Below are 23,378 nucleotides of genomic sequence, written 5' to 3'. Positions count from 1 at the left end.
CGACCATGTTGATCCGGAGACTGCCGGCCCTGTCGGCGCTGGCGCTACTGCTGATGGTCTGTACCGCACATGCCGCGGATGATACCGCGCGTTACTGGGTCTATCTCCGCGACAAAGGGCTCTCCCCCGCCGAGCGGCAGTTGGCCCTGCAGCAGGCAGAACAGACTCTCACTCCGCGCGCGCTTGCGCGGCGGATCAAGAATCATGTTCCGCTGGCCGATAACTATGATCTTCCGGTCAGCGCCCGCTATGTGGAGCAGATACGGTCTACGGGCGCACGAATCCGCACGGTGAGCCCGTGGCTGAATGCCGTCAGCATTGAGGCGACGCCCCAACAGTTTGCCGCAATCCGGGAAATGGACGGCGTGCAGACCCTCGAGCAGTTCCATCTGCGAAAGACCGGCATGAATGAGCATCCGACGCGCGCGCAAGGGACGCTTGATGATCCGAATTACGGGCTTTCGCTGCATCAATACGCAATGTCGCATATTCCGGAGTTGCATCACCGCGGGCTCTCCGGACGTGGCGTCCTGATCTGCTTCCTCGATACCGGCTACGAACTGTATCACCGCGCCTTTGATAGTCTGCACGTCGTGGCAAAGTACGATTTTATTCACCGCGACACTACCGTTCAAGATGTGGCCGGCGAAGACAGCGCAGGACAAAGCGGCCACGGCACGGGAACACTGTCGGTGTGCGGCGGCTATCGCGACAGCATGCTGGTGGGTCCGGCCTTCGGCGCCGATTTTCTCTGCGCCAAAACCGAATGGGTGCCGACGGAGACGCACGCTGAAGAAGATTACTATGTGGAGGCGCTGCACTGGGCGGACAGCCTGGGCGCGGATATCACCTCGTCAAGCCTCGGCTACATCGGCGAAGCACCGGATTTCTGGTACCCGTTTCCTGACCTGAACGGCCATACCGCCACCACCACGCGCGGTCTCGAAGTCGCCGCGGCGCACGGAATATTGTGCGTCACCGCCGCCGGCAATGAACGGTTTTCCTCCTGGAATCATATCGTCACGCCGGCGGACGCGGATTCGATTCTGGCAGTCGGCGCGGTGGACACCACGGGGGAAATCGCCGGGTTTTCCTCGCCCGGTCCGACCGGAGATGGCCGCATCAAACCGGACATTTCCGCGCAGGGAACATGGGTACTGTGGGCAGAGGCCCACACGCAGGACAACTACGGCTTTGCCGCGGGAACATCTTTGTCGACACCGATTGTCTCCGGCGCAGCGGCGCTGATTATGGAAGCGCATCCGACATGGACGGCGCAGATGGTGCGCCATGCGATGATGCAAACCGCCTCCATGGCCGATAGCGCGAATAATGATTTCGGCTGGGGAATCATGAATGCCCTCGCCGCGGCGGATTACATCTTCGATGCGGTTCCCGTCACGCCCAATCCCGTTCCGAACTCGCCGGTGCTTCTGTCCACCTATCCCAATCCGGTCAATGGCACGGCGACACTCACGCTCACGCTGCCCAGCAACGGCAGCGGCAGACTAACCGTCTATGATGTTCTCGGACGCGAGGCGTTCACCTGGCCGCAAACAAAATGGGCTGCCGGAGAGCAGCACCTTGCCTTGAATACCGAAGGCTTTACGACAGGAATTTACTTCGTAAGATTCGAAGGAACGGCAGGACACGCCATTCAGAAAATGGTCATTCTGAAATAGCGCCAAGAGCAAAAAGCCAAAACGAGAAGGTTCCCGTTTTGGCTTTTAAGTTTTTTGACTTTTGGCTTCAGTAGCCTTTCGCCCGGTCTACCACATGCAGCAGCGGCTTGCCGTTTGCAAAGCGCTCGAGGTTCTGGAGGAAGAGGTCATGCACGCGCTGAGTGTATTCCGGAAAGTTGCCGGAGATGTGCGGTGTCATCACCAGATTGGGAATGGCAAAGAGAGGCGACTCGGCAGGGAGCGGCTCCTCGGCAAAAACGTCCAGCGCGGCGTAAGCTAAGGGACCATTCCGCAACACCTCCATCAGCGCGGCTTCGTCGGTGACTTTGCCCCGCGCGAGGTTCACCAGAATCGATCCGGGTTTCATGCGCTGCAGCATGTCCCGGTTGAAGAGGTTCTCCGTTTCCGGCGTAAGCGGTGTCGCGATGACTACGATGTCGAAGTAACGAAGGATTTCGGGCAACTTCCGCGTGGTATGCAGGGGGATAGCCGCAGGCCGGAAACGGGAGACGATGCCTTCGCAGGCCACACCCAAAGCCAGCAGCTTCTGTGCGACGGCCTTGCCAATTTCTCCGTAGCCGACGATCAACGCCTTCTTGCCTTCGATCAGAAAACGGCTGGTGACGATGGGGTCCTTGTGCCGCTTCCAGTCGTGATCGGCGCGCCAGGCCTCCACTTCGGCGAGACGCTGCGAAATGTAGAGCAGCATGGCGAGGGTCCACTCGGACATGTACTGCCCGTGAATGCCGCTGGAATTGGTGAGCACCGCGCCGCGTTCAAGAAACGCCGGGAAGAAGCACTGCTCCACTCCCGCGTCGCCCACGTGCACCCAGCGAAGATTCGGCGCCGCGTGAACCAGCGCCTCTACAAACCGCTGGCGGTACGTGAGCAGAATCTGGGCCTCGCGCAGATCGGCCATGGCAGAGGCTTCGTCGCGGGAAAAATGCAGATTGTGCGGGCGGCCACTCAAGACCCTCTCTACCCCGCTCTTCAATTCCGCCTGCCGTTCGGGATTCTGTGACGCAAACGAGACGATGGTGATCGTCTCGTTCTCTCTAACTGTATGGGACACGGATTATCCTTTGACACTTGCTGAACAACGTGTAACGCGCCGGACGTGGGTTCCACGCGGGCTCTGGCCGCTCTGGGCAGCCGGATTGATTTCCACCGCCGGGGATTCCCTGCACCAGGTGGCGATCATGTGGCTGATCTATGAGCTGACCGGCTCCAAGATCGCCACGGGACTGATTGGCATGGCGCAGTATCTGCCGTCGGTGATCTTCGGCGTTTTCGCCGGCGCGCTGGTGGACCGCATGGATCGCAAGCGCGTGATGATCTTCTCCGATGCCGCGCGGGTGGCGCTGGTGGCCTTGATTCCTACGCTCTATCTGATGGGCATGATGACCGGCATGCTGCTCGGGCTGCTGGCCTTCTGCATTGCACTCTTCACCACCCTGTTTTACCCCGCGCGAGAGTCGGTGATTCCGCAGGTCGTGGAGCACGAAGACCTCACTCGCTCCAGTTCCCTCTTGCAGGGTTCCTATGGCTTTGCCTATTTTGTCGGCCCGGTCATGGCGGCGGCGATGCTCCCGTGGGCAAAAATCAGCGGCTTATTCTACGGCGACGCGATAACCTTTTTCGTGTCGCTGCTTTTTTTGTTGAAGCTGCGTCCTCGTCCGCTCGAAGTGACAACGGCTCCCAAGCTTGCACCATTGCAGACCGTGCGCGAAGGGCTGTCGTATGCTCATCAGCATGGTTTGATTCGCGGCCTGCTGTGGATTACCGCAGTGGATAATCTGTTTATCATGGGTCCCGCGCTGGTCGGCGCGCCGCTGTATGTGCGGCTGCATTTGGGACTCGGCGCGGGTGCGTATGCCGCTACCGAGGGAGCTTTCGCATTGGGCATGGTCGCGGGGAGTTTTCTTGTGCACCGCTACGCCTCCCGGTTTCCACGCGGCAAGTTGCTGCTGTGCGCCATCATCTGGGACGGCATCACCTTTGTGCCGTTTTATTTCACCGACACGCTCACCTCAACGATGATCTGGTGGTTCATCCACAGCATCGGCATCCCCTTCATCCTCGTCCCCCGCGCCACGCTGATTCAGACCGAAGTCCCCGCTCATTTGCAGGGTCGGATCTTCAGCCTCGTCAATCTCACCGTCGTCGGCCTCTCCGCCATCAGTTGCTCCCTCACCGGCTTCGCCACCGAACTGATCTCCACCGAAGCCCTCTTCGCCGTCATCGGCGTGAGTGCTGCGGTTGTAGGCGGGATTGGCTGGGCGATTGGAGACTTGCGGAGAGCGGCCTAAGCTCCCTTGCTCTCCTGCTGCACCGCATCTTTGTACACATACCGCCTTATCTTCCTTGTGGAGGTCTTCTCGAATTCGGTGGGGTGAATCTGCCATTGGCGAATTTTGCGGTAGGGTGGAACGGACTGGTTGTAATCGTCTACGGCCTTTTTCAGTTCCGCGTTGACATCCACCTCGTTGCCGCGCTCGCGCTCGCCGTCCACATAGGTCTGATCCACCACCAGCAGCGCAGCCAGTTCCTCTCCCCCGCCCCTGCTGCGCTCGAAGCCGATCACCAGCGATTCTAACACGCATGGGCACATGTTGAGCACAGCCTCAATCTCTTCGGGATAGACATTCTTTCCGCCGCCGGTGACGATGATGTTCTTGATCCGGCCCGTGATGAACAGATAGCCGTCGCGGTCAAGGTACCCGGCATCTCCCGTGTGAAACCAGCCGCCTTCCATGACGTGGGCTGTGGCTTCGGGATTCTCGAAATAGCCGCGCATCACCAAGTCGCCGCGCACACAGATTTCCCCGATTCCGCTGGAGTCGGGGTTGTCTATTTTGACCTCCACCCCCGGCAGGGCAATGCCCACCGAACCGATGCGGTTTTGCCACGGGGGATTCACTGTCGCCACGGGGCTGGTCTCCGTCAGGCCATAGCCTTGCAGCAGCAGAAAGCCGAGATGCTCAAAGAAGCGGTTGACTTCGGGACGCAGCGCGGCGCCGCCGGAAATCATGCGGCGGATGCTGTGCAAACTGGCCTTCTCGCGCAAGCCACGGAAGATCACCGATCCGGCGTTCAGTCCAAGTTTGTGCAAGCCCCCCGAAAGTGCGTAGACTGTACGGAATGCCATGCGCTTGTGCCGTGGAGCATCCAGAATGGCGCGGCGGATGCCGATCATCAGATTTTCCAGAACCTGTGGCACACACACCAGCATGGTGACCCGCGCGATGCGGATGTCATCGAGAATGTCGCGCGATTTGTAGCTGGTGGCAAAGGTCGCCCGCGCCCCCAGCGCCAGCGATCCGAGCATGTTGACGGTCGCCGAGTAGGTGTGGTGCAGCGGCAATAGCAGATGGAAATTGTCATCCGGCGCGAGGATCTCCGCATTCACAATCCCCTGCACGTCAGAACAGAGATTGAGATGGGTGAGCATCACCCCCTTGGAAAAACCGGTCGTCCCCGAGGTGAAGATAATCACCGCCAAATCGTCGGGCTTGGCTTTGGGCAATTGCAGCCAGTGGCCGTCTTTGCCGTCGGAAACTTCCACCTCCAACGGCTCATCGATCAGCAGTGTGTCCAAAGGAACCGCTCCGGTTTCGCTCTGAACCTGCTCGACGGCATCGAGAAACTTGCGGGTGGTAATCAGCAGCAGGGCATTGGCCATGCGCAGCACCGACGCGATTTCGGTCGGCGACATCAGGGAATCTATAGGCACAACGACTCCGCCGGCCAGCAGGATTCCGAAATAGGCAGTCACCCATCCCGGACGGTTCTCGGCAAGCAGGGCCACACGGTCACCCGGATGGATGCTACGCGCGATGAGGCGTTGGGCCAAGGATTCGGATTGCAGCGCCACCTCGCGATAAGTGAGGGCATTCAGACTGTTGCCGACGCGAATCTGCAGATAGGGTCTATCGGGCCAGGTCTGCTTGGCGTGGGCTAACAGACCGGTAATGGTTTTGGGAATTCGCCAGGCGGATGTAGGAAAGGAATGCATCAGCTCACACCATCAAGAATTGGTTTCTTCGACCACCACAGGCGCGGTCACGACGCCGGCATCGGAACGAGCCTCGCCGATATGGTTTAACCACAGGATTCCGGCGCCGACCATCAGCAAGGATAGCGCCACGGCCCACCACGGAAGAAGCTGCGCGGTTTCCGAATCCAGCCACGTCAGTTTGGCAATCCACGCCTGATTCTTTTCTACAAGGAAAGACAGCGCGTTATTAGTAGCATGCGCCAGCATGGCCGGAAAGATTGACCCGGTACGGATCACGATGAACCCCAGCAGAACCCCGAGAAACGTGGTGGCCAGAAAGCGGTAGGGATCCATGTGCAACAGGCCAAAGGCCACGGCGGTTACAATGACCGCGCCCCATTTGCCGAAGCGCGGGATGAAGGAATGCAGCAGAAAGCCGCGGCAAAGCAACTCTTCACAGATTCCGGGCAGCAGCGCCACAAAGAACAGCGCCGTTCTCAACGGCATCTTGTTCAGGTCATTGAAAAAATGGGTAAACTTCTCCAGCATCTCCTTGGGGAACGGCATGAACATGTTCTGCAACGACGCCAGTTCGATGGCAAAGATCCACGCTCCGAAAATCAGCAGCAGTGTCGCCGGCCACGCCATGGATGCGGGCTTCTTCAGCGCCAGCACGCGCTTCTGCTCATAGCCTCCGCGCCGCAAAATGAAGAGCGGCGGAATCAGCACCGCCATCTGCGTAATCAGCAGCATCCGCTGCACCCCCTGATCCGCCACGGCGCTGCTTAGCACGGTCAGCAGAATCAGTTCAACCGCGACCAGCAGAACCGCCGTTCCAGGAGAAGGAAACGGGCTGGGCAATATTCCACGACGGCGGCGGAAGGGCGACCAGCGCACGTCTTCCGCATGGCGGAAGAGCACCGCCTCCTGTTTGAACTGGCTGGTGGCCCAGGCGAGGGCGGCCACCGCCAGAAGCGACATGCTGCCAAAAGCCATCAACGTGTAGAGCCACGGGTAATTTCCCGCCATGAATTCTTTGATCAGCAAGGAGACATTGGCCACGGGAACAACAGCCAGCAGCGGCGACATTTCTGTACCCGGCAGCACCGACACAAAGGCGGGCAGAATGACCACGCTCATCAGCGGCGAGAGCATGCTGGTGCCTTCTTTATAGTTGCGGGCGCTCACCGCAATGGCAATAAACAGCGCCGCAAAAGCCACCGCCAGCGGGATAATCAGGGCCAGTGATAGGAGCAGCGACAGCGGCGAGATGGCGATGGTCGAGAATGCCGATGCGGCGGACTTGCCCGCAAAGTGCATCATGTAAAGTCCGGTCGCACCCATGCTGAGCAGATTGAGCATGGCCGTCGTAATAGCAATCACCATCACGGCGGCAAATTTTCCATAGACAATATCGGCGCGGCTCGCGGGGGAAACCAACAGCGTTTCCATCGTGCCACGCTCTTTTTCTCCGGCGGTCATGTCCACCGCGGGATAAAATGCGCCCATCAGCGTCATCAGAATCAGCATATAGCCGAGATACATTCCCAACATGTGCCCCTGCTGCTGCTGGGCCGTGGCGAGGTTGCGTTTGGAAATGGCGAAAGGCCGCAGCAAGGTAGTGTCTGCCGAAAGGGACACCAATCTTTGCGCTACCACAGATTGCCGGTAGTCGGAGAGAGTGCTTTCCAGCCGGTCGCGGGCACGCAGGGAAATATCCTTGGCATTGTTGTAACACAATTCCACCGTGGGAATTTTCCCGGCCGCAACCGAGTCGCCAAAGCCCGGCAGGATAATCAGCGCCGCGTCGATGTCCGCATTGACAATTTTCTCCTGCCAGCTCAGAGTGTCTGTGATCCGCACGCCGGATGTGCTCTCCACTTTCTGCGCCAGATCAACGGCGTTCTCCCGTCCGACAATCGCAATGCGCGAGGACTTCTGCTCCACTTTCCCCAATTGAAACATCAGCATCTGCATCATGCCGATGAACAGCAACGGGTACATGATCATCGGCAGCACGACCATGATGAACAGTGTGCGCCGGTCGCGGAGCATGTCCCGCAACTCTTTGAAGAAAATAGTTTTGGCGAGTTTCATCTGCATAGAGAAGGCACCTTAACGGTACGGATATTCACTGAATATACAAACGCTTGCTCAGGAAAGCAACCCGATCTAAACGCTGAAAATCTGAAACACTGAAGTTCCCCCTTTCTCAAAGAAAGAATCAGGAGGGGTCTCTTCTTTCAGCGTTTCAGCCTTTCAGCCTTTCAGATTTTTCTTCAAGCCTTCCCGCACTTCAGAGCGTCTTTGATTATCTTGCGATGGTCAAAGGCAATAACCTCGGGCAATTGATCTACCCGCCACCAGCGGGCATCGGCGGCATCATCTCCCGCTTTCACGTCGCCTGTGGCCGTGCCCAGATAGACCGCACCAAACGTGTGAAAGCGTGGATCGCGGTCAGGATCGGAATAAACACCGAGCAGTCGCAGGGATGTGGCTTTGAGTCCGGTCTCTTCCATCAGCTCGCGGGCAGCGGCGGTTTCGGCGGACTCTCCATAGTCCACAAAGCCACCCGGCAGAGCCCAGCCTTCCGGCGGATTCTTGCGATGAATCAGCAGCACGTGCCCCTCGCGGATAAGCACCACATCCACCGTAGGAAAAGGATTGCGGTACGTGGTGACCACGGTCCCGCAGTTCGGACAATTTACATTGAGTTCCAAAATAGTCTCCTGTTAAGACGTTTCCGCCAAGATATAGAACTCTCTTGATTTTTCAAACAGGATAGGCTACATTATAGTTAGCTTAACCCGATTTGACGGAGCCTCTATGTGGCGAGTTGCTCACCTGTTACTCTTACTCCTGTTTTGTTCTGCGCTTGCCTCTGCCCAGCCCTATGCGCCGCACGCCATCTGGTCACGGGAAGGAGCCGGGGATTCCTCCCTTTACGGCAGCCAGATTTTAGCCTTGGGTGATCAGAACGACGACGGCTTCAATGACTTCGCCGTCTATGCCTCCGGCTTGGGCTATGCCCCGCAAGGCAGCCCTAACGAGCCTAAAGTGGAGTTCTTCCACGGCGGCAACCCGCCCGACACAATTCCCTACATGGTGCGTGTCAAGGATCCGGCGACAGAGGTGGCGGTGCGAGGGGCACAGGCCGTCGGTGATCTGAATGGAGATGGATACACTGATTGGTTCATCTTCACCAGCTACCTCGGCGACAGCACCGCAGCGCACATTTACAAGATCTACTTCGGCGGGCCGGGACCGCATGAGGTACCCGATCTGGTTATTAGATCGCTTTCATGCGCTCCCATAGGCGATTTCAACGGCGATGGGTTTGATGATCTACTGCTGCTGGTAGATGCCGGATCGGGCATCCGAAGATCGCAGGCACTGGCCGGCGGCAACCCGATGGATACACTGCCCGACTGGACCCGCGCCCCCATTCTGTCGGTTCGTGGCACGAGGGACGTGAACGGCGATCACTTTTCGGATTTCATTTGCGATACCGGCTCATCCTATGGCCCTCCGCTCTTTCTTGGCGGTTCGAACCCCGACACTATACCAGCGTACATCTTCTCTAGCGTGGATGTATTTTCAGGGACTATTCTCTCCGACGTCAACGACGACGGGTACGACGAGGTAGCGCACGGTGAGACAGGTGGTGCATCCATCATTTGGGGAGCATCCATCATTGACACCTCAGCAACTTGGCGTTTGAACTTCCCCTGCTCAGGAGGTGGTCCGGGAGGAATCGTTTCAGCAGGAGACTTCAACCATGATGGCTTCCGTGACATTGTAATGGCCGCAGGGTACTGCGAGAACAATTATGCAGGCGTGTTGACACTCCACCTTGGCGGTCAATGGATCAATCCCACCCCTGTTTTTGTGATCTACGGCTGGACCGATCCGTTCAACCTCATTCACTTCAAGACCGCGGTCAATCTGGGGGACATCAACGGCGATCATATCGACGACTTAGCCATTGGCGCTAACGGCGGGATCGAATATGCCGCGCAGCGGGGAAAGGTGGTGATTCTGGGTGGCGATTCCGGCCTGCATGCCGCAGCCGATCCTGTCATCCTTCATCCTTCCGCCTTCAGCCTTTCCGTTTACCCCAATCCCTTCAATAGCAGCACCACCGTCGAACTATCACTTCCTGCCTATAGCAAGGAGGTAAATCTGGTCGTCTACAATCTTTTGGGACAAGCCGTGTCCCGTGCGGTCGCGCCGGTCAGCGCCGGAACAGTGCGCTACCGCTACGATGCATCCGCACTCGCAAGTGGCCTCTATCTGCTGCAGGTTTCCTCCGGGAGCCTCCAAACCACAACCAAACTGATGGTGCTCAAATAGTGTTTTTCTAATGTACTTTCCTGAGGAGGCTCCCATGCATCGCTTGATCTGGCGGTTTTCCTGCGTACTTCTTCCCGTCATTTTGCTTTATTGCGGTCACGGAGCGCAGGCCTTTGACATTGCCGTCTATTTTGACGCGCGCTCCGGCGTAAACTATCGCTGCCAAGTGTATGATTCCAGCTTCTGCTATTGGAACGAGCACGTCCCGCGCGCCACGGCCATCGGCAACATTGGACCTGCCAACGAACAACAGGTGTTCAACTGGTTCAGCGAGATGGGCGTAACCCACGTCATCCCCTATTACCCCTTTGCCGATGACTTTACAGCCGACTTCTGGCATAACCTCCACGGCATCAAAATCCTCAACTCCAGCTACCCGGCGGAGGCGTTCAAGTATCTCGAGGCACAAAACCGGGACATCATAGTGAGGGATGCGAACAACCAATATGTCCACAGCGATAACTGGAAATCACCAGTGGCAGATTCTACGTGTGGTGATTCGTTAGTTGTGCAGCGCCGATCTGCTTTGGGGGACACCATGTGGCAACCCCAGTCAGACTTGGGCGTCTGGGCCGGGTGGAACCGGCGGGAGGCGCTGCTTGGCTGGGATGTCTTCATGCCCATGCATTTCCGAATTACCTGCAATCTCGTCAAGAATGGTAATCCTCCGGGGTATCAGCAGATCGCCTCATTCTTGGATGGTGCGTGAAGACCGCGACACCAATGGTGATGGCACGATAGACTGGCATGGCTGGTGGCAGTATCCCGTCCAGGCCCTGACCGTGGACAGCTTTCGCAACGGACCGGACTCGTTGGACGTCATCAACTTTACCATTGATCCGCATCCGGGAGCGACTGGATCATACACACTCCTTGATGATCAGTTCAACACGACGGAAAATGACTCGGACAGGCACACGTTTGGAGGAGGATCCTTAGACGAAAATTCGGACCGGCATTATTTCAACGGCGGCTGGGGTGTGCCCGTGCGGATGTGCATCAACTATGCCGGAGACAATCAGACTTTTCAAATTTACGAAGTGCAGGTCTGGGATGAAGGCTATCACCGCCTCTTCTCCGCTCCGCCGGATACGATTAGCCACTACAGAAACGTCATTGCCAATGCCTTCCGGCAGCAGCGCGGCATCTACGGCGATACGGTCTTTGCAGGCTGGTACTATGACGAATGGCCGCAGGGACAGACCATGATCCAGACGGAACCCCTCAAGTCGTTTGTGAAGGTCAACCGCATTCTGCAAGACGCCGGTCTACCCACCCTGTGGACCAACGGTCAGGCCGGGTGGCCCGGCTGCAACGGCTGCCTGCGCAACGAGCTGTTCCAGCAGATGTCCGACCAATCCGTCTCGATGCCGGTGCATATGGATGAATTCTATCTCTACGGCGGCGGCAGGAGTTGTGATATCAACTTCCGGGATTTCTATACCAACCCCGAATCCGATTGCACCTATATTGTGTGGAGCGGTTGCCCCAATGATCGTGTACAAGGGACCAAATCCTTACAGTGCACGATTGACGAGCACCTCTGGGGCGACTCAATAATCATGCAAACCTATCCGATGCCGATGAATTCCGGATGGGCAGGCTTGCACCTCGGTCTGTTGGATCAGATCGCTTTCGTCCGAGAGGATCCGACCCGTAAGTTCTGGGCCATGATCCAAGGCGACGATGATGACCCCAACGACTCCACGTGTGAAGGCTGCTGGATCATCCGCCAGCCCACCCCCAACGAAGTGAAACTCTCCGCGTGGCTCGCCGTGGCCTGCGATGTTGACGGCATCCTATGGTATCCCGTGAACTTCGCGGCGGGATTGCTGCGCTGGAATCATCCGCGAGCAGACGAGTGCGGCGTTTCGAACAACCTTGCGCATACAACCTCTTCCGTGGACACCGCCTCGGATGGCAGATATTCGGCTGCCAAGAAGGCGGGCAATGACATCCTCGAGGTGGAGCGCACACTTGAGTCTCTGGAATTCGTCAAAACCTATGCGTCCCGCGCCTATGAAACCAATTACCCCAACGCCACCTATGCGGCTACGCAACCGGATACGCTGTCACGCTTCCCCAGCCTGCCGCTGCAAAACCGTTACGTGAGCCAGATTCAGGCCTTCGATTCGATCAATGGCGGCTGGTCGGAGACTCCCGAAGAGCATCCCTATGTGCAGGTGTCGCGCTTTCGCAATCCGCAGATCCCGCTCTACGACCCGCTGTGGGAAGACTACTGGTTCCTGATCGTCAACCGCCGGGCGCTGCCGGACGAAACCCGCAAAATCCGGCTGATCGTGCAGACCGCCCCGGCCTTCAACACCAACCCCTATTACATCCACCATACGCTCGGCGATATGACGGTCACGGATCAGTGCTGGAATACCCCCGGCTGCGAGCATCACATCGACGTGATTCTTGCCCCCGGAGAAGCCCAACTGGTGCACTTCTTTCGCGGGGATTTCGGCTGCGATTCCACCTACGCCCACATCCAGAATCTGACAGCCATCCCACCGGTTCGAATGCCATCCGGCTGGCGTGGGAAGCGGTCACCGAGTCGGACAGCGGCTACACCTTCGAAGTCGATAACTACTTTATCCGTGCCTCCACCTCTAACTTCGGCACCTACACACCCATCGGCCATACCACGGCCACAAGCTTTATCGATTCAGTGTTTGCCGTTCAGCCGCGCAATTTCTATCAGGTGCAGGCCTGCGGCAGAGTGATTCGAGAACCTGATCGACCGTAGCTTATATTCCCGACGTTGACAAAGAGTGTCTGCCATCCAGAAAAGGCGCACTTAGTCGTGCGCCCTTTCAGCGTTTCAGCTTTTCAGAATTTTCTTAGACCGTGGCCGTGCCGTGCTCGGAGTGGATGGCCCGGTGGTGAATGGGCTCGTTGTCGAATTCGTTCACGTTGATATGGATCGGCGGAATCTTAAAATCCTTCATGTGGAATTGCAGGCTGTCGCCCAGATCCTCGATGTGAATCCGCAGGCCCTGGAGTTTCTCTTTCAGCGCGTCCATCTGCTGCTGGTCGGGGACCAGCGTCAGCCCGCCAAGACTGTCATGCTCAAGGCGGAACAGGTCGCCGGTGTCGTTGTGCGACGTCTGCTCGCCGAGCGTCACCTTCAGCACCTCTTCCTTGCCTTCGCGCATCACCACAAAGTCGACCTGATCGCCGGGCTTGTGGTCATGGATCACGCGGCGCACGTCGCTCTCCCCTTCCACCGTCTTGCCATCGAGCCGGGTAATGACATCCCCCGCCTTCAGCCCCGCCTTCTCCGCCGGAGAACCCTTCATCACTTCATTGATCAGCGCACCTTTGTCCACCTTGAAGTAATTCGCCAGTCCGCTGCTCAAATCCTCGGTCAGCAGTCCGGCATAGGCCATCTTTTCGCCCGGCTTGGCCTGCCGCCAGTCCCACGGTTGACCTTCTGCGCGTCGTTCGAAATTCCAATTCATGTTGTGCGGCATCCAGCTCGTGACATCTTCGCGCTCGGCAAGCTTGATCTTGGCCGTGTGTTCCGTGCCGCCGCGCAAGTATGCCAGATCCACTTCATCACCGGGTTTCATTTTGGATATCTGGTTCCGGAATTCCTGTGGCCCGGTAACCGGCTTGCCGTTCAGGTTGGTGATGACATCGTTTTCCCGAAGCCCGGCTTCCTGAGCGGGTGAACTCGACGACACGCCTTCCACCAGCACGCCGCCCCCCGCCCCGCCCTTGACGCCATACTGCTGGGCCAGATCCGAAGTCAACTCACCCGGCACGATGCCGATGTAGGCTCTGGTCTGGCTCTTGTCCTTCTCCGCCGCCATGGCCACCAGCACCACTCCCAGCGCCAGAAGTCCGGTAACGAGGAGGACGAAACCCAACGTTCGCCGATTCATAATGTATTCTCCAAGACTTTCAAACCCTTGCTTTTACTGATGAAGTCCATTCGTTGTGCCATGTTACTCTTGGTACGATTTAGTGCCCCGCGGGTTCCAGAGTTTCCGCAAATAAATCCGTTCACCGCCCGGGATTCATTGCGATTCACCCTAAAAAATCCTATACTCTGCGGTTGCAGAATGACAAAGGAGAAACCGAAGCAATGCCCGCAGAAACCTGGAAAAGTGCCATCACCGACACCTCCGATGGCAAACTGGTTGTCCGAGGAGTCGAGATCACAGAGGCCATGGAACACTTCAGCTTTGGAGCGATGGTCTACTTGCTGTGGAAGGGCGTCCCTCCGACCAAGCCGGAGGCTCGGCTGATGGATGCTATTCTCGTATCTTCCGTAGATCATGGAACTACGCCCCCGTCCTCACTGGCCACCCGAGTCGTGATGAGCGGCGGAAATCCTATGAATGCCGCTGTAGCCGGTGGAATCCTGGCGATTGGCGATTCCCACGGCGGTGCGATTGAGGAATGTGCACGTCTGTTCCAAGACTGGTTGAAGACCCGCGATGAGATTCCCGACACCGCCCAACTGGCCGCCTTGATTGTTCAGGAATTTCAAGAAAAACAAAAACGTATCCCTGGATACGGCCATCGGATTTACAAACGCGACCCCCGCACACTCAAATTGATAGAGATCGCCGAGCGGGAAAAGTTGCGTGGCAAGGCGACCGATCTGGCGCTGGCCATTCAAGATGAGCTGGAAAAGCACTCCGGAGGCAAACCGCTTCCGCTAAATGTGGACGGGATCATCGCCGCCCTGATGAGCGACCTTGGCTTCCCCTACGGCTTGGGTAAGGGTTTCTTTATCCTGAGCCGCACGGCAGGACTGATCGCCCACGCGAACGAAGAGCGCACGCGCGAGAAACCGATGCGGCCCTTTGGACAGTCCAAGCCCGAATATGACGGACCGCGCGGCACGACTCTGCCGGATTAATTGCGGCTGCCGTCCCGCAACACAAATGCCTGAGCACATTTTTTGAGGTCTTTGCGCATGGATGCAGAGACCTCTTCCGTATCCGAATGTCTACCGAATGCTGAAACACCTTTTACTAACATATCTGAAGAACCGGGCAGACTTCTATAGCACGCTGCTGCCGCGCATTCCCCATGAAACACTGCGCGAACAGCTTGCGTCTGCGGTGCAGCCCGTGGTGGCGGACACAAAACTGATGGCAGCCGTGCAGGAGCTGACCCTCGAAGCCGACGCATTTTTGTCGACACTGGCGTTGAAGGACGTGCTCAAAAAGCCTGCCTTTGGACTTGCCTGGGGCAAAACAACCATTTCGATTGAAGAAGCGGTAGAGCGCAGCGAGCAGATCGAGGAGACCGGGGTAGTGCTGTATGACAATCTGCTTACAGCGTATCCGGATCTGGGGCCTGTGTTTCAGGATGAAGCGCAACAGCGCAAGGCGGCACTGCAGAATGTGCTGAACTTGGGGGATGATCTAAGATACCACAGGCGGCGCGCTTAGCGAACGATTCGCGGCGCGGTGTTTGCACTTCTGGACGATGCTATCTTTACTGTTGTCGTCGAATTGCAACCCATTGGACCCGTCACAGCAATGTCCGAACCGACTCCCGAAAGACGTGTACGGCTGGTCAGCCAGGGATACAATTCCTGGCGGGTTCAGGTGCTCTTCCCGGACACGGAGCTTTCCGCCGGTGAGATTTCCGACCGCCTGCGGGAGGTCAAGCAGGAACTGGCCAGCCAATTCGGCATTCCGGATGCCATGCTGGAATACAAGCAACTGCTGAGCAAGCAGGTGACGCGTCATGGGCTGCTGGTGCAGATGCAGATTACCAAGCAGGATGTGCCCTCGGGTGCGCCGGTCTTCCGCGCGCTGCCGCTGCAACTGGAAGACGGCACGCTGTTCTCGGACATGCGGATTGAGGCGACCTTCTTCCCATACGACGAATTCGAACGCACGCTGACACGGCAAGCGGTGGAAGTGCATTTGAAGAGCGGCGGGTTCGACACGGGCTGCATCAACTGGGATACCGTCACTCAAATTCTGCTGGAAATGGAAGAGCGGCTTTGTCCGGTCAAGGGTGTGGAGATTGGCCGGGGAACGCCGCCGGGCGTGGGGCAGAGTTCGCGTTTGACCTATGGCGTTCCGGCCTACCAGGAGCAGTTTCTCACATCCGCGTGGGTAGGGACGCGTCCCGTTGTGCGCGGAGAGTTTCTGGCGGAAGCGTCCACATCTACTGCGGGGCACAAGTGGGGACGAAATGTCTTCGGACGCGAGTTGGAACCGTGTCCGGGAATTTCTACGAGGCTGGTGGCCGGCACCGGTGTAAAGCTGGTGGCGCGCGAGACCCAGCTTATGGCTCTGCAGGACGGGCTGCTGGTGCTCGAACGCGCAGGCCATGACCGGCGCAGCCGCGACACCTGCGACCTGATTCCCTTGAAGCTCACGGCGTCTGTTCTGCCGCTGTCTACCATCCAGACCACCGAAGTGCTCAATCTGGATTTGACGGAACCGACGGCGATCTTCGGCAGCGTGGAACCCGGATCGCGCATTCGCAGCAAAGCCCCGCTCTACATTGAGGGGAATGTGGGTGAAGGTGCGGTGATTAAATGCTCGAAATCACTGCGCATTTCGGGCAGCGCCACCAAGGCCAACATCACCTCGGGATACCACCTGTGTATCAACGGTGACGCCCGGGCCTGCACTCTCCATGCGGAATACACCCTGCAGGTGGAAGGATGGGTAGCGGACTCTGCGTTGTCCGGCATGGACGTCATTGTCAACGAGATTATCGGCGGCAGCGTCGATGCGTTGCGGCAGACGTCCATCCAGCACACCAATGATACGGGTGGTATGGCCGCGACCATCCGCATCAATTTGAACAAGTATCTCTCCAACCGCCAGGCAACAGGGCAAGAAGTCCTGGTGGAGTTGCGGGACTACATGCAGCAGATCGTCGACCTATTCGGGCCGGAGATTGCAGCGGGAGTCAAGGAAGGCACGGCGCAGCGGCAGATGTTGAAGTGGCTGCAGCAGCAGAAGGCCGCCGGAGCGCCGAACTATACCCACGCCGAAATGCAGGAACTGCGAACGGTCATGGAGATGATTCCGCAGATTCAGGAGCAGGTCAAAGCCATTGGCGCGGAGCTGCGCGACATCACCACTCAGCTCGCGCAGGAGACGTCGAAAGCTGACGCCGGGAGTACAGAGGCGAACTGACCGAAGGCTGCGGCGGATGTTCGATTCCTTCCCCATTTTCAGAATTTTCCATTCCCATCTATTCGTCTGGTGTGAGCGTTCCTCGAGGAGTACTCATGGTCGTTCTTCGTTCGTTTGTAATGTGGGTCATTGCCGTACTGTTCCTGACCTGCACAGTGGCGTGGGCAACATCACGGGATGTATTGCCGCAGACATCCCATGGATTGACCGTTACCGCCACGCGCTCGGATGCGAGCGGGGCCACGCTGGTGGTGCGCTCCAACGGCCAAACGGAGATGGGCGAGGCTGACCGGCCCTTCAGCAGTGGAGTGCTCTGGGCTCTGCCCGGGGGAACCGGCGAGGTGCAGATTACTGTAGGAACAGCTCAGTGGCGGGCGGTAAATGCCGGTGAAGTACCGGACTCGATTGCCACGCAGGTGCTGTCGGATCCCAAACCGCTGGTAAGAGCTTCAGCGGTGATGACGATGCGCGGGATGAACTTCACCAGTCTGGCGATTAACGCGCTTCAGCCATCGGATGACGGGCAAAGCCTGCGGGTTTGCGAGCAATGCGATTTCGACGTTCGGTATGTGGGCAATGGCCGTCCGTTGGAGACCCGCAAGCTCTCCCGCAGCTTCTACGATCTGGCGCGCGGTGTGGCGGCGAATCTCGATGAAGTGGTTCCGGAGCCGGAAGCAAAGCCCGAAGCGTATCTGATTATCACACCTCCGGCGTATGTGGGCGCGGCCTTAAGCAGTTTTGTCAACTGGAAACGCGCAAGGGGACACACCGTCCGAGTCGCAACCACGGACCAGACGGGGACCACCAATCAGCAGATCAAGTCCTATATCCAGAATGCGTACAACACTCTCGAGGAGCCGCCTGTCTTTGTGATGCTGATCGGTGATGTGGATGGCACAAGTCCGCTGGCCTCGTGGCTGGTGCCGGGGTTCTATCACCCGTGGAATGTTTCCGATCATCCCTATACTCTGCTCGACGGCACCGATTGGCTGCCGGATGTGTTCATCGGGCGGCTTTCTGTAGACAGCGGGCAGGAATTTCAGACCGTGATCAACAAGTGTGTCAGCTATGAAAGCCAGCCGTACCAGCCGCAGGGCGCGTGGCGTTCGCGGCTGCTGATTACGGGCGTACGCAGTTCGCCATCCTTTTACCCCACGTACAACTCTTCCTGGCCGACCTTGCAGTGGATCGGGCGGCAGTTTCTGGAACATGGGTACACGGAATTGGATTCCGTTCCTGCTCCTCCGGGAAACGCATCGCAAATCAGCTCCGCCATTAATGCCGGGGTGAGCTTTGTGGCTTATCGCGGTTTCGGGGCGCCGGATGCATGGGATTTTCCCTACTATGCCGTCTCCAATGTTACGGCGTTGACCAACGGCCAAATGCTGCCGGTGGTGACGAGCATTGTCTGCGGCGGAGGCGCGTTCGACAGCAGCGTCGATCCTTGTCTCGGCGAAGCATTTTTGCGCGCGGGGACGCCGACCAATCCGCGCGGCGCTATCGGATTTATCGGCCCCTCCGAACTGGACACCAAGACGCGCTGGAATAATACCAACGTTGCGGGGATTTACGAAGGCATCATTTTCGAGAATGTGCAGACGCTGGGCGCGGCCATGCTGCGCGGTAAGCTCGAGCTCATGCGCGAGTTTCCCAACAATGTGGACAATCAGAACGCAGACCCGAACCGCTCGGTCTCCTTCTATTTCTACTGTTACAACCTGCTGGGCGACCCGGGGCTGACCTTCTTTGTAGGTCCGGCGCGCAACTTGACGGCGACGCTGCCGGATACGCTTCCCGCGGGAACGCCCACACTAAGCTTTCAAGCAGCCGAAGACGGCGAGCCTCTTGCCGGGGCGTGGGCGACGGTGAAGACCGTGGACAGTGTCTTCAGCCGCGCGGTCAGCGATTCGGCGGGGAATGTCATACTCACGCTGCCGCAAACCACAAGTGGCGACGTGCAGGTGACGCTGACCAAGCCGCGTTACGAACCTCACCTATACACGCTGAACATTTCCCCACGCGCGTCCAGTGTGGCGTCACGTGCCTTGCTGCTGGTAGACAATGGCACGCACGGATCGACAGGCAACGGCGACGGTATACCGGACGCGGGCGAGCGCCTTGCCTTTGCTGTGGTGCTGCACAACTACGGCACGGTGTCATTCAGCGCAGGGACATTGTCCTTTGTGTCACAGAGCACGGCGGTGTCCGTTGTGGACAACAGCGTGCCGATTCCTGCCCTTGCGCCGGGAGCGGAGAGTGATACGTTGTTTCTGACCGCAGATGTGGCGGTTTCCTGCGGAGATGGACAGACCGGCAGATTGACATGGTCCATCAATCCGGGGAATTTCACCTGGGACACGCCGCTGGATATTCATGCGCCGCATATGAGTGTGACCACGGTACGGACGGATGGCGTGGACGGCAATCCAGCGCCAAACAGCACCGCGCGTGTTGCGCTCGGTCTGACCAATCTGGGGCGGAGCACGCTTCCCGCGTCCACCGTGGTTTTGCGCTCCCGCGACCCGCGGCTGACCGTTACGGACAGTAGTGTGAGTTACTCGATGATTCTTCCGGGGCAGACGGTCCTGCCCGTGGGGCAGGGATTTCAGGTGCATACCGGAGCCTTCTATCCGGGCGACTGGGCACAGACGGATGTGATCGCCAGCGGAGGCGGCATCAGTTCTCCCGTCTCCTTTGCGTTGCCCATCGGCAATTTGCAGGGCTCCGATCCGTCCCACCCGGATGGCTACGGTTACCGGGCCTTCCAGAGTTCGGATACTGGATATGCCGAAGCGCCTGCCTATGCGTGGATGGAAATCGATCCGTCGCGCGGGGGCCCGGGAACCGTGCTGAATATTCCCGATGGCGGAGGCGGGCAGGATACAACCGTGCGCATTGCGCTGCCCTTTGATTTCTCTTTCTACGGCGTCAGCTATGACCATCTCTCGGTGTGCTCCAACGGCTTCGTGTCGTTTGGCCTCACCAGCGCAAGCTTCTTCCGCAACTATTCGCTGCCCGCGATTGCCTCCCCGGATAATATGGTCTGCGTCTTCTGGGACGACCTTGCCATGATCGGCTCGGGACACGTGTGCACCTATAACGACGTGGAAGGCGGCCGGTTTGTGATCGAGTGGAGTCACGTCACCAATGAGTTCGACAACACGGAAGAGACATTCCAGCTCATGCTGTATGACACCTCCTGCTGGCGGACGCGCACCGGCGACGGCGACCTGCTGATGCAATACCAGAACTTCAATAACGCGGACTCCTGGGACAACTATTCCACCATCGGGATTCAGGATAAGGGTCAGGGATACGCGCTGCAACTGACGTACGCCAATCAGTGGTCGCCGGGAATGTCGCTGATCCGGTCTCAGCACGCGATCCTGGTAACCACGGGCCGCCCTCAGGGGGTCGGATACTTCGGTTATGCCGGCAACGTGGTAGACGATGATTCGCTGAACGGCTCGCAGGGTAACCATAACGGCGTGCCGCAAAACGGCGAGACGATTCAATTGTCCATCCGGCTGCAGAATACGGGCGCTTCCACGGCGACAGCCCAAAGCGGAACGCTGCGGTCAACGGATCCGTATGTGCTGAGACTGGATTCGGCGCTTACCTTTCCCCCCATCGCTCCCGGCGATACGGCTGTCAGCAACGCGGTTCGGGTGAGACTGTTGCCCAGTGCGCCCGACGGACATGTGAGCAACTTTGCGGTGCGGTTTTCCGGCGACGCCACTCCCTGTATGGTACTGCCTGCACTGCGGATTTCCGGCCCGGCGCTGGCGGGGATGCCCCCCCTGATGGATGACGACTCCGTGGGCGCCAGCCGCGGCAACAACAATCATGAGTTCAATCCCGGCGAGACCATTGAGTTGACTCCGGGCGCGTCCAACACGGGCGGCAATCTGGGACTTGGCGTTCGCGCGGTTCTGCGCTATAGCGGCAACCGGATTACGATTCTCGATTCGGTGGCCTATTTCGGGACCGTGCCGCAGGACTCTCTGCGCTACGCCACCGACTCTTTTGTGTTCAGGGTTTCGCAGGTGATCAGTGACGGCGAACCGTTTGTGTTGCAGATTGTGCTGACTGACAGTTTCGGAACCGCGTGGCCTTATTCAGTAAATTACCTTGCCATGCGGCCCGGTCTGGCTCTGGACGGCCTACGCATTGCCGACCCGGCACCTGGCGGAAACGGCGACGGTCACCTGAATCTTGGTGAACAGGGTGAAATTTATCCCCGCATCATCAATAACGGCCTGGGTCAGGCCACCAATGTGACCGTGCGGCTGCGGTCGCTTGATTCCCTCTTCACGTTGCTGGATTCCACCGTCTACCTCGGCACCATTTCCGGCAATTCAACACGGGAATCCGCTGCACCCATTCGAGTGTCCGTCTCGCCCAATGGCAGCGAGCCCCGCAACGTTCCCATTGACGTTACGATTCTCTCCGGTTCTGTGCAGTCGACAGAGCAGACCGTCGTCATGATTGGCCGGGCAGCGTTGTTTGATGACTTCGAAACCAGCACCGCCTATTGGTCTGTCTACGGGACACCTTCCATCTGGCATGTCCAGAACCGGGAATCTTACTCGCCGACGCATGCTTTCTATTGCGGCAGCGAGACCACGCACCTGTATTCCGATGGCGCGGATACCTATTTGCGATCACCGGCCTTCACTTTTTCCGGAACCGGTGCCTTGATCTTCCGGACGCGCTATACTATGGCGGATGCTGCCGATGTTTGCCACGTTCAGCTTCAGACAGGTCCGTCCACCTATCAGATGCTGACCCAGTTCAGCGGGACCTCGGACGGCTGGGAAGAGAGGCGTATCTCCCTCTCCGGCTTGCCGGCGTATGATGGAGCCCAGTTGCGGTTCTGGTTCTCCTCGGATGCCCAAGGGCAGGCCGAGGGTTGGTATATTGATGATGTTGTGGTGCTGGAGGAAGATCTGCCCGTATCCGACACCCCGACCGCTCTTCAACCGGAGCGTTTCGAACTGGCTCAGAACTTCCCGAATCCCTTCAACGATCAGACCACGATTCAGTACAGCGTACCTCGGGCCTCGCGAGTCAAGCTCACCCTCTACGATTTGGAGGGACGTAAGGTCGCAACGTTGGTGGACGAGGTCAAGCCTGCGGGGATGTACCATCTTTCGTGGCGACCCATCGGATTGGCATCGGGAGTGTACTTTGTGCGATTGGACGCGCCGGATGTTCACCTGACCGGGAAAATTGCCTACTTGAAGTAGGAATTCGCCGCGCAGATTTTCCGTGAATTCTCGTGCGATCATGTGAGACATACGCTCTCCATCGAAGCTGCTCCTGTGTATTCAGGAGCAGCTTTGCTATATGTACTATCCTGAGCCTAATGGCTCAATCTATCTCATTCACCGCCTACTATTCTACTAAGTATATCCATTGGGAAGTATCTTGCACACGTTATCATTTAAGGCTTGCTTTCAGGCGGAAACTGAATTACTTTGAGCAAGAAATTATCTAATGGTAAGAACCGCACTTCGGATCTGCGGGCACACGTTTTTGTAAGCTTTCACAAACGACCGCATGTCCTTGGAAACGGAAGAATTACTGAGTCGTCAGCAGGCGATAGCCCGAGTCACAGGGGCAATTGCGCATGAGTTGAATAATCCGTTGCAGGGTGTGTTAGCCTTGGTAACGGTGTGCAAGAGCGAAGCGGACAGGGGTACGCGGGAACGTTTAGAGCAAGTTCACGGCGGGCTGGTCCGGCTATCCCAGATTGTTCAAAGTTTGTCGGCGGTTTATGAGAATCTGCCACGTGAAGCCGAAACGATTTCGGTGGAGAGCTTTGCAGAGCTTCTGCGGGCTTCGTTCGCAGAGCGGTCGATTCACACGAAGGTAACCATCACGGCCCCGCGTGAAGTGCGTTTTCACGCGCTGGTGCCGGAGACGGTGCGGTTGGTTAGAGAGGCCTTTTCGCTGCCGGTTCCGACGGGCGGCAGCGTACACATACGCTTGGATTTGACGGATGGCCGTGTGGCACTCATCTGTGAGCGGGAATCGTCGGACACGGCTGAATCGTGGGGTGGCATTACGGACCACCCAGTATGTTCCGGTCTTGCAGTGATTATTGATGAAATGACAAGGCTTGCCGGCGGCGAACCCGATTTCAGGTTTGACCATGCATCTCTGTGCGGCATCCGGCTTTGCTTTCGAATTCGGATGAATTAGTGGAGA

15 protein-coding genes are annotated in these 23,378 nt (G+C 58.0%); 10 read left to right on the top strand and 5 right to left on the bottom strand.

Annotated elements, in window-relative coordinates; genetic code table 11:
- The first annotated feature begins 5 nt into the window (after positions 1–5).
- On the top strand, positions 6–1,682 hold the full coding sequence (locus VGL38_12100) for a S8/S53 family peptidase (GenBank protein HEY3296171.1): 1,677 nt from the start codon (positions 6–8) through the stop codon (positions 1,680–1,682).
- 67 nt (positions 1,683–1,749) lie between these two features.
- On the opposite strand, the gene VGL38_12095 is transcribed toward VGL38_12100, so the two are convergent.
- The gene (locus VGL38_12095; protein ID HEY3296170.1) at positions 1,750–2,754 is read right to left on the bottom strand and encodes a D-2-hydroxyacid dehydrogenase; all 1,005 of its coding nucleotides are present in this window, start codon (positions 2,752–2,754) and stop codon (positions 1,750–1,752) included.
- A 10-nt stretch (positions 2,755–2,764) separates the two neighbouring features.
- Here VGL38_12095 and VGL38_12090 point away from each other — a divergent pair, with 10 nt between their 5' ends.
- Complete coding sequence (locus VGL38_12090) at positions 2,765–3,991, top strand: MFS transporter (GenBank protein ID HEY3296169.1); 1,227 nt, start codon at positions 2,765–2,767, stop codon at positions 3,989–3,991.
- Here VGL38_12090 and VGL38_12085 read toward each other — a convergent pair.
- From VGL38_12085 to VGL38_12075, 3 genes are all read right to left on the bottom strand, one after another.
- Complete coding sequence (locus VGL38_12085; protein ID HEY3296168.1) at positions 3,988–5,697, bottom strand: AMP-dependent synthetase/ligase; 1,710 nt, start codon at positions 5,695–5,697, stop codon at positions 3,988–3,990. The genes VGL38_12090 and VGL38_12085 overlap by 4 nt on opposite strands.
- 12 nt (positions 5,698–5,709) lie before the next feature.
- Positions 5,710–7,782: an ABC transporter permease subunit/CPBP intramembrane protease gene (locus VGL38_12080; GenBank protein HEY3296167.1), complete on the bottom strand. Its 2,073-nt coding sequence runs from the start codon at positions 7,780–7,782 to the stop codon at positions 5,710–5,712.
- Between the two features lie 176 nt (positions 7,783–7,958).
- A complete protein-coding gene (locus VGL38_12075) occupies positions 7,959–8,399 on the bottom strand; it encodes an NUDIX hydrolase (protein ID HEY3296166.1) in 441 nt (146 codons plus the stop codon).
- Positions 8,400–8,505: 106 nt separating this feature from the next.
- On the opposite strand from VGL38_12075, the gene VGL38_12070 reads away from it, so the two are divergent.
- From VGL38_12070 to VGL38_12060, 3 genes are read left to right on the top strand one after another with little or no spacing between them, the layout of a single operon-like run.
- Positions 8,506–10,032 carry a T9SS type A sorting domain-containing protein gene (locus VGL38_12070; GenBank protein ID HEY3296165.1) on the top strand — a complete coding sequence of 509 codons (1,527 nt, stop codon included), beginning with the start codon at positions 8,506–8,508 and terminating at the stop codon, positions 10,030–10,032.
- Between the two features lie 34 nt (positions 10,033–10,066).
- The gene (locus VGL38_12065; protein HEY3296164.1) at positions 10,067–10,741 is read left to right on the top strand and encodes a hypothetical protein; all 675 of its coding nucleotides are present in this window, start codon (positions 10,067–10,069) and stop codon (positions 10,739–10,741) included.
- The gene (locus VGL38_12060) at positions 10,731–12,761 is read left to right on the top strand and encodes a hypothetical protein (GenBank protein ID HEY3296163.1); all 2,031 of its coding nucleotides are present in this window, start codon (positions 10,731–10,733) and stop codon (positions 12,759–12,761) included. Before VGL38_12065 ends, VGL38_12060 begins: the two co-directional genes overlap by 11 nt.
- A gap of 117 nt (positions 12,762–12,878) precedes the next feature.
- Here the strand turns inward: VGL38_12060 and VGL38_12055 are convergent, their stop codons facing one another.
- Complete coding sequence (locus VGL38_12055; GenBank protein ID HEY3296162.1) at positions 12,879–13,925, bottom strand: PDZ domain-containing protein; 1,047 nt, start codon at positions 13,923–13,925, stop codon at positions 12,879–12,881.
- A gap of 203 nt (positions 13,926–14,128) precedes the next feature.
- Here VGL38_12055 and VGL38_12050 point away from each other — a divergent pair, with 203 nt between their 5' ends.
- The 5 genes from VGL38_12050 (at position 14,129) to VGL38_12030 (ending at position 23,372) form a co-directional block, all read left to right on the top strand.
- Entirely contained in the window at positions 14,129–14,911 is a 783-nt protein-coding gene (locus VGL38_12050; protein ID HEY3296161.1) for a citryl-CoA lyase, read from the top strand.
- Between the two features lie 97 nt (positions 14,912–15,008).
- Positions 15,009–15,449, top strand: coding sequence for a hypothetical protein (locus tag VGL38_12045; protein HEY3296160.1), 441 nt, complete (start codon positions 15,009–15,011; stop codon positions 15,447–15,449).
- A 90-nt stretch (positions 15,450–15,539) separates the two neighbouring features.
- Positions 15,540–17,165 carry a flagellar assembly protein A gene (locus tag VGL38_12040; protein ID HEY3296159.1) on the top strand — a complete coding sequence of 542 codons (1,626 nt, stop codon included), beginning with the start codon at positions 15,540–15,542 and terminating at the stop codon, positions 17,163–17,165.
- Positions 17,166–17,260: 95 nt separating this feature from the next.
- Positions 17,261–22,414, top strand: a complete 5,154-nt coding sequence (locus VGL38_12035) for a C25 family cysteine peptidase (GenBank protein ID HEY3296158.1) — start codon at positions 17,261–17,263, stop codon at positions 22,412–22,414.
- A gap of 319 nt (positions 22,415–22,733) precedes the next feature.
- On the top strand, positions 22,734–23,372 hold the full coding sequence (locus tag VGL38_12030) for a histidine kinase dimerization/phospho-acceptor domain-containing protein (protein HEY3296157.1): 639 nt from the start codon (positions 22,734–22,736) through the stop codon (positions 23,370–23,372).
- Positions 23,373–23,378 lie beyond the last annotated feature (6 nt).

Source organism: bacterium, assembly GCA_036504735.1.
Taxonomy (GTDB): domain Bacteria; phylum Electryoneota; class RPQS01; order RPQS01; family RPQS01; genus DASXUQ01.
The sequence above is the reverse complement of the archived record's forward strand: the minus strand, read 5'-3'. Positions and strand labels throughout refer to the sequence as shown.

Bases quoted from the DNA above. Each gene is read 5' to 3' on its own strand.
- VGL38_12065 (HEY3296164.1), top strand. From the start codon at position 10,067: ATGCATCGCTTGATCTGGCGGTTTTCCTGCGTACTTCTTCCCGTCATT.
- VGL38_12070 (HEY3296165.1), top strand. From the start codon at position 8,506: ATGTGGCGAGTTGCTCACCTGTTACTCTTACTCCTGTTTTGTTCTGCG.
- VGL38_12050 (HEY3296161.1), top strand. From the start codon at position 14,129: ATGCCCGCAGAAACCTGGAAAAGTGCCATCACCGACACCTCCGATGGC.
- VGL38_12100 (HEY3296171.1), top strand. From the start codon at position 6: ATGTTGATCCGGAGACTGCCGGCCCTGTCGGCGCTGGCGCTACTGCTG.
- VGL38_12080 (HEY3296167.1), bottom strand. From the start codon at position 7,782: ATGCAGATGAAACTCGCCAAAACTATTTTCTTCAAAGAGTTGCGGGAC.
- VGL38_12055 (HEY3296162.1), bottom strand. From the start codon at position 13,925: ATGAATCGGCGAACGTTGGGTTTCGTCCTCCTCGTTACCGGACTTCTG.
- VGL38_12035 (HEY3296158.1), top strand. From the start codon at position 17,261: ATGGTCGTTCTTCGTTCGTTTGTAATGTGGGTCATTGCCGTACTGTTC.
- VGL38_12060 (HEY3296163.1), top strand. From the start codon at position 10,731: ATGGTGCGTGAAGACCGCGACACCAATGGTGATGGCACGATAGACTGG.
- VGL38_12045 (HEY3296160.1), top strand. From the start codon at position 15,009: ATGCTGAAACACCTTTTACTAACATATCTGAAGAACCGGGCAGACTTC.
- VGL38_12040 (HEY3296159.1), top strand. From the start codon at position 15,540: ATGTCCGAACCGACTCCCGAAAGACGTGTACGGCTGGTCAGCCAGGGA.
- VGL38_12085 (HEY3296168.1), bottom strand. From the start codon at position 5,697: ATGCATTCCTTTCCTACATCCGCCTGGCGAATTCCCAAAACCATTACC.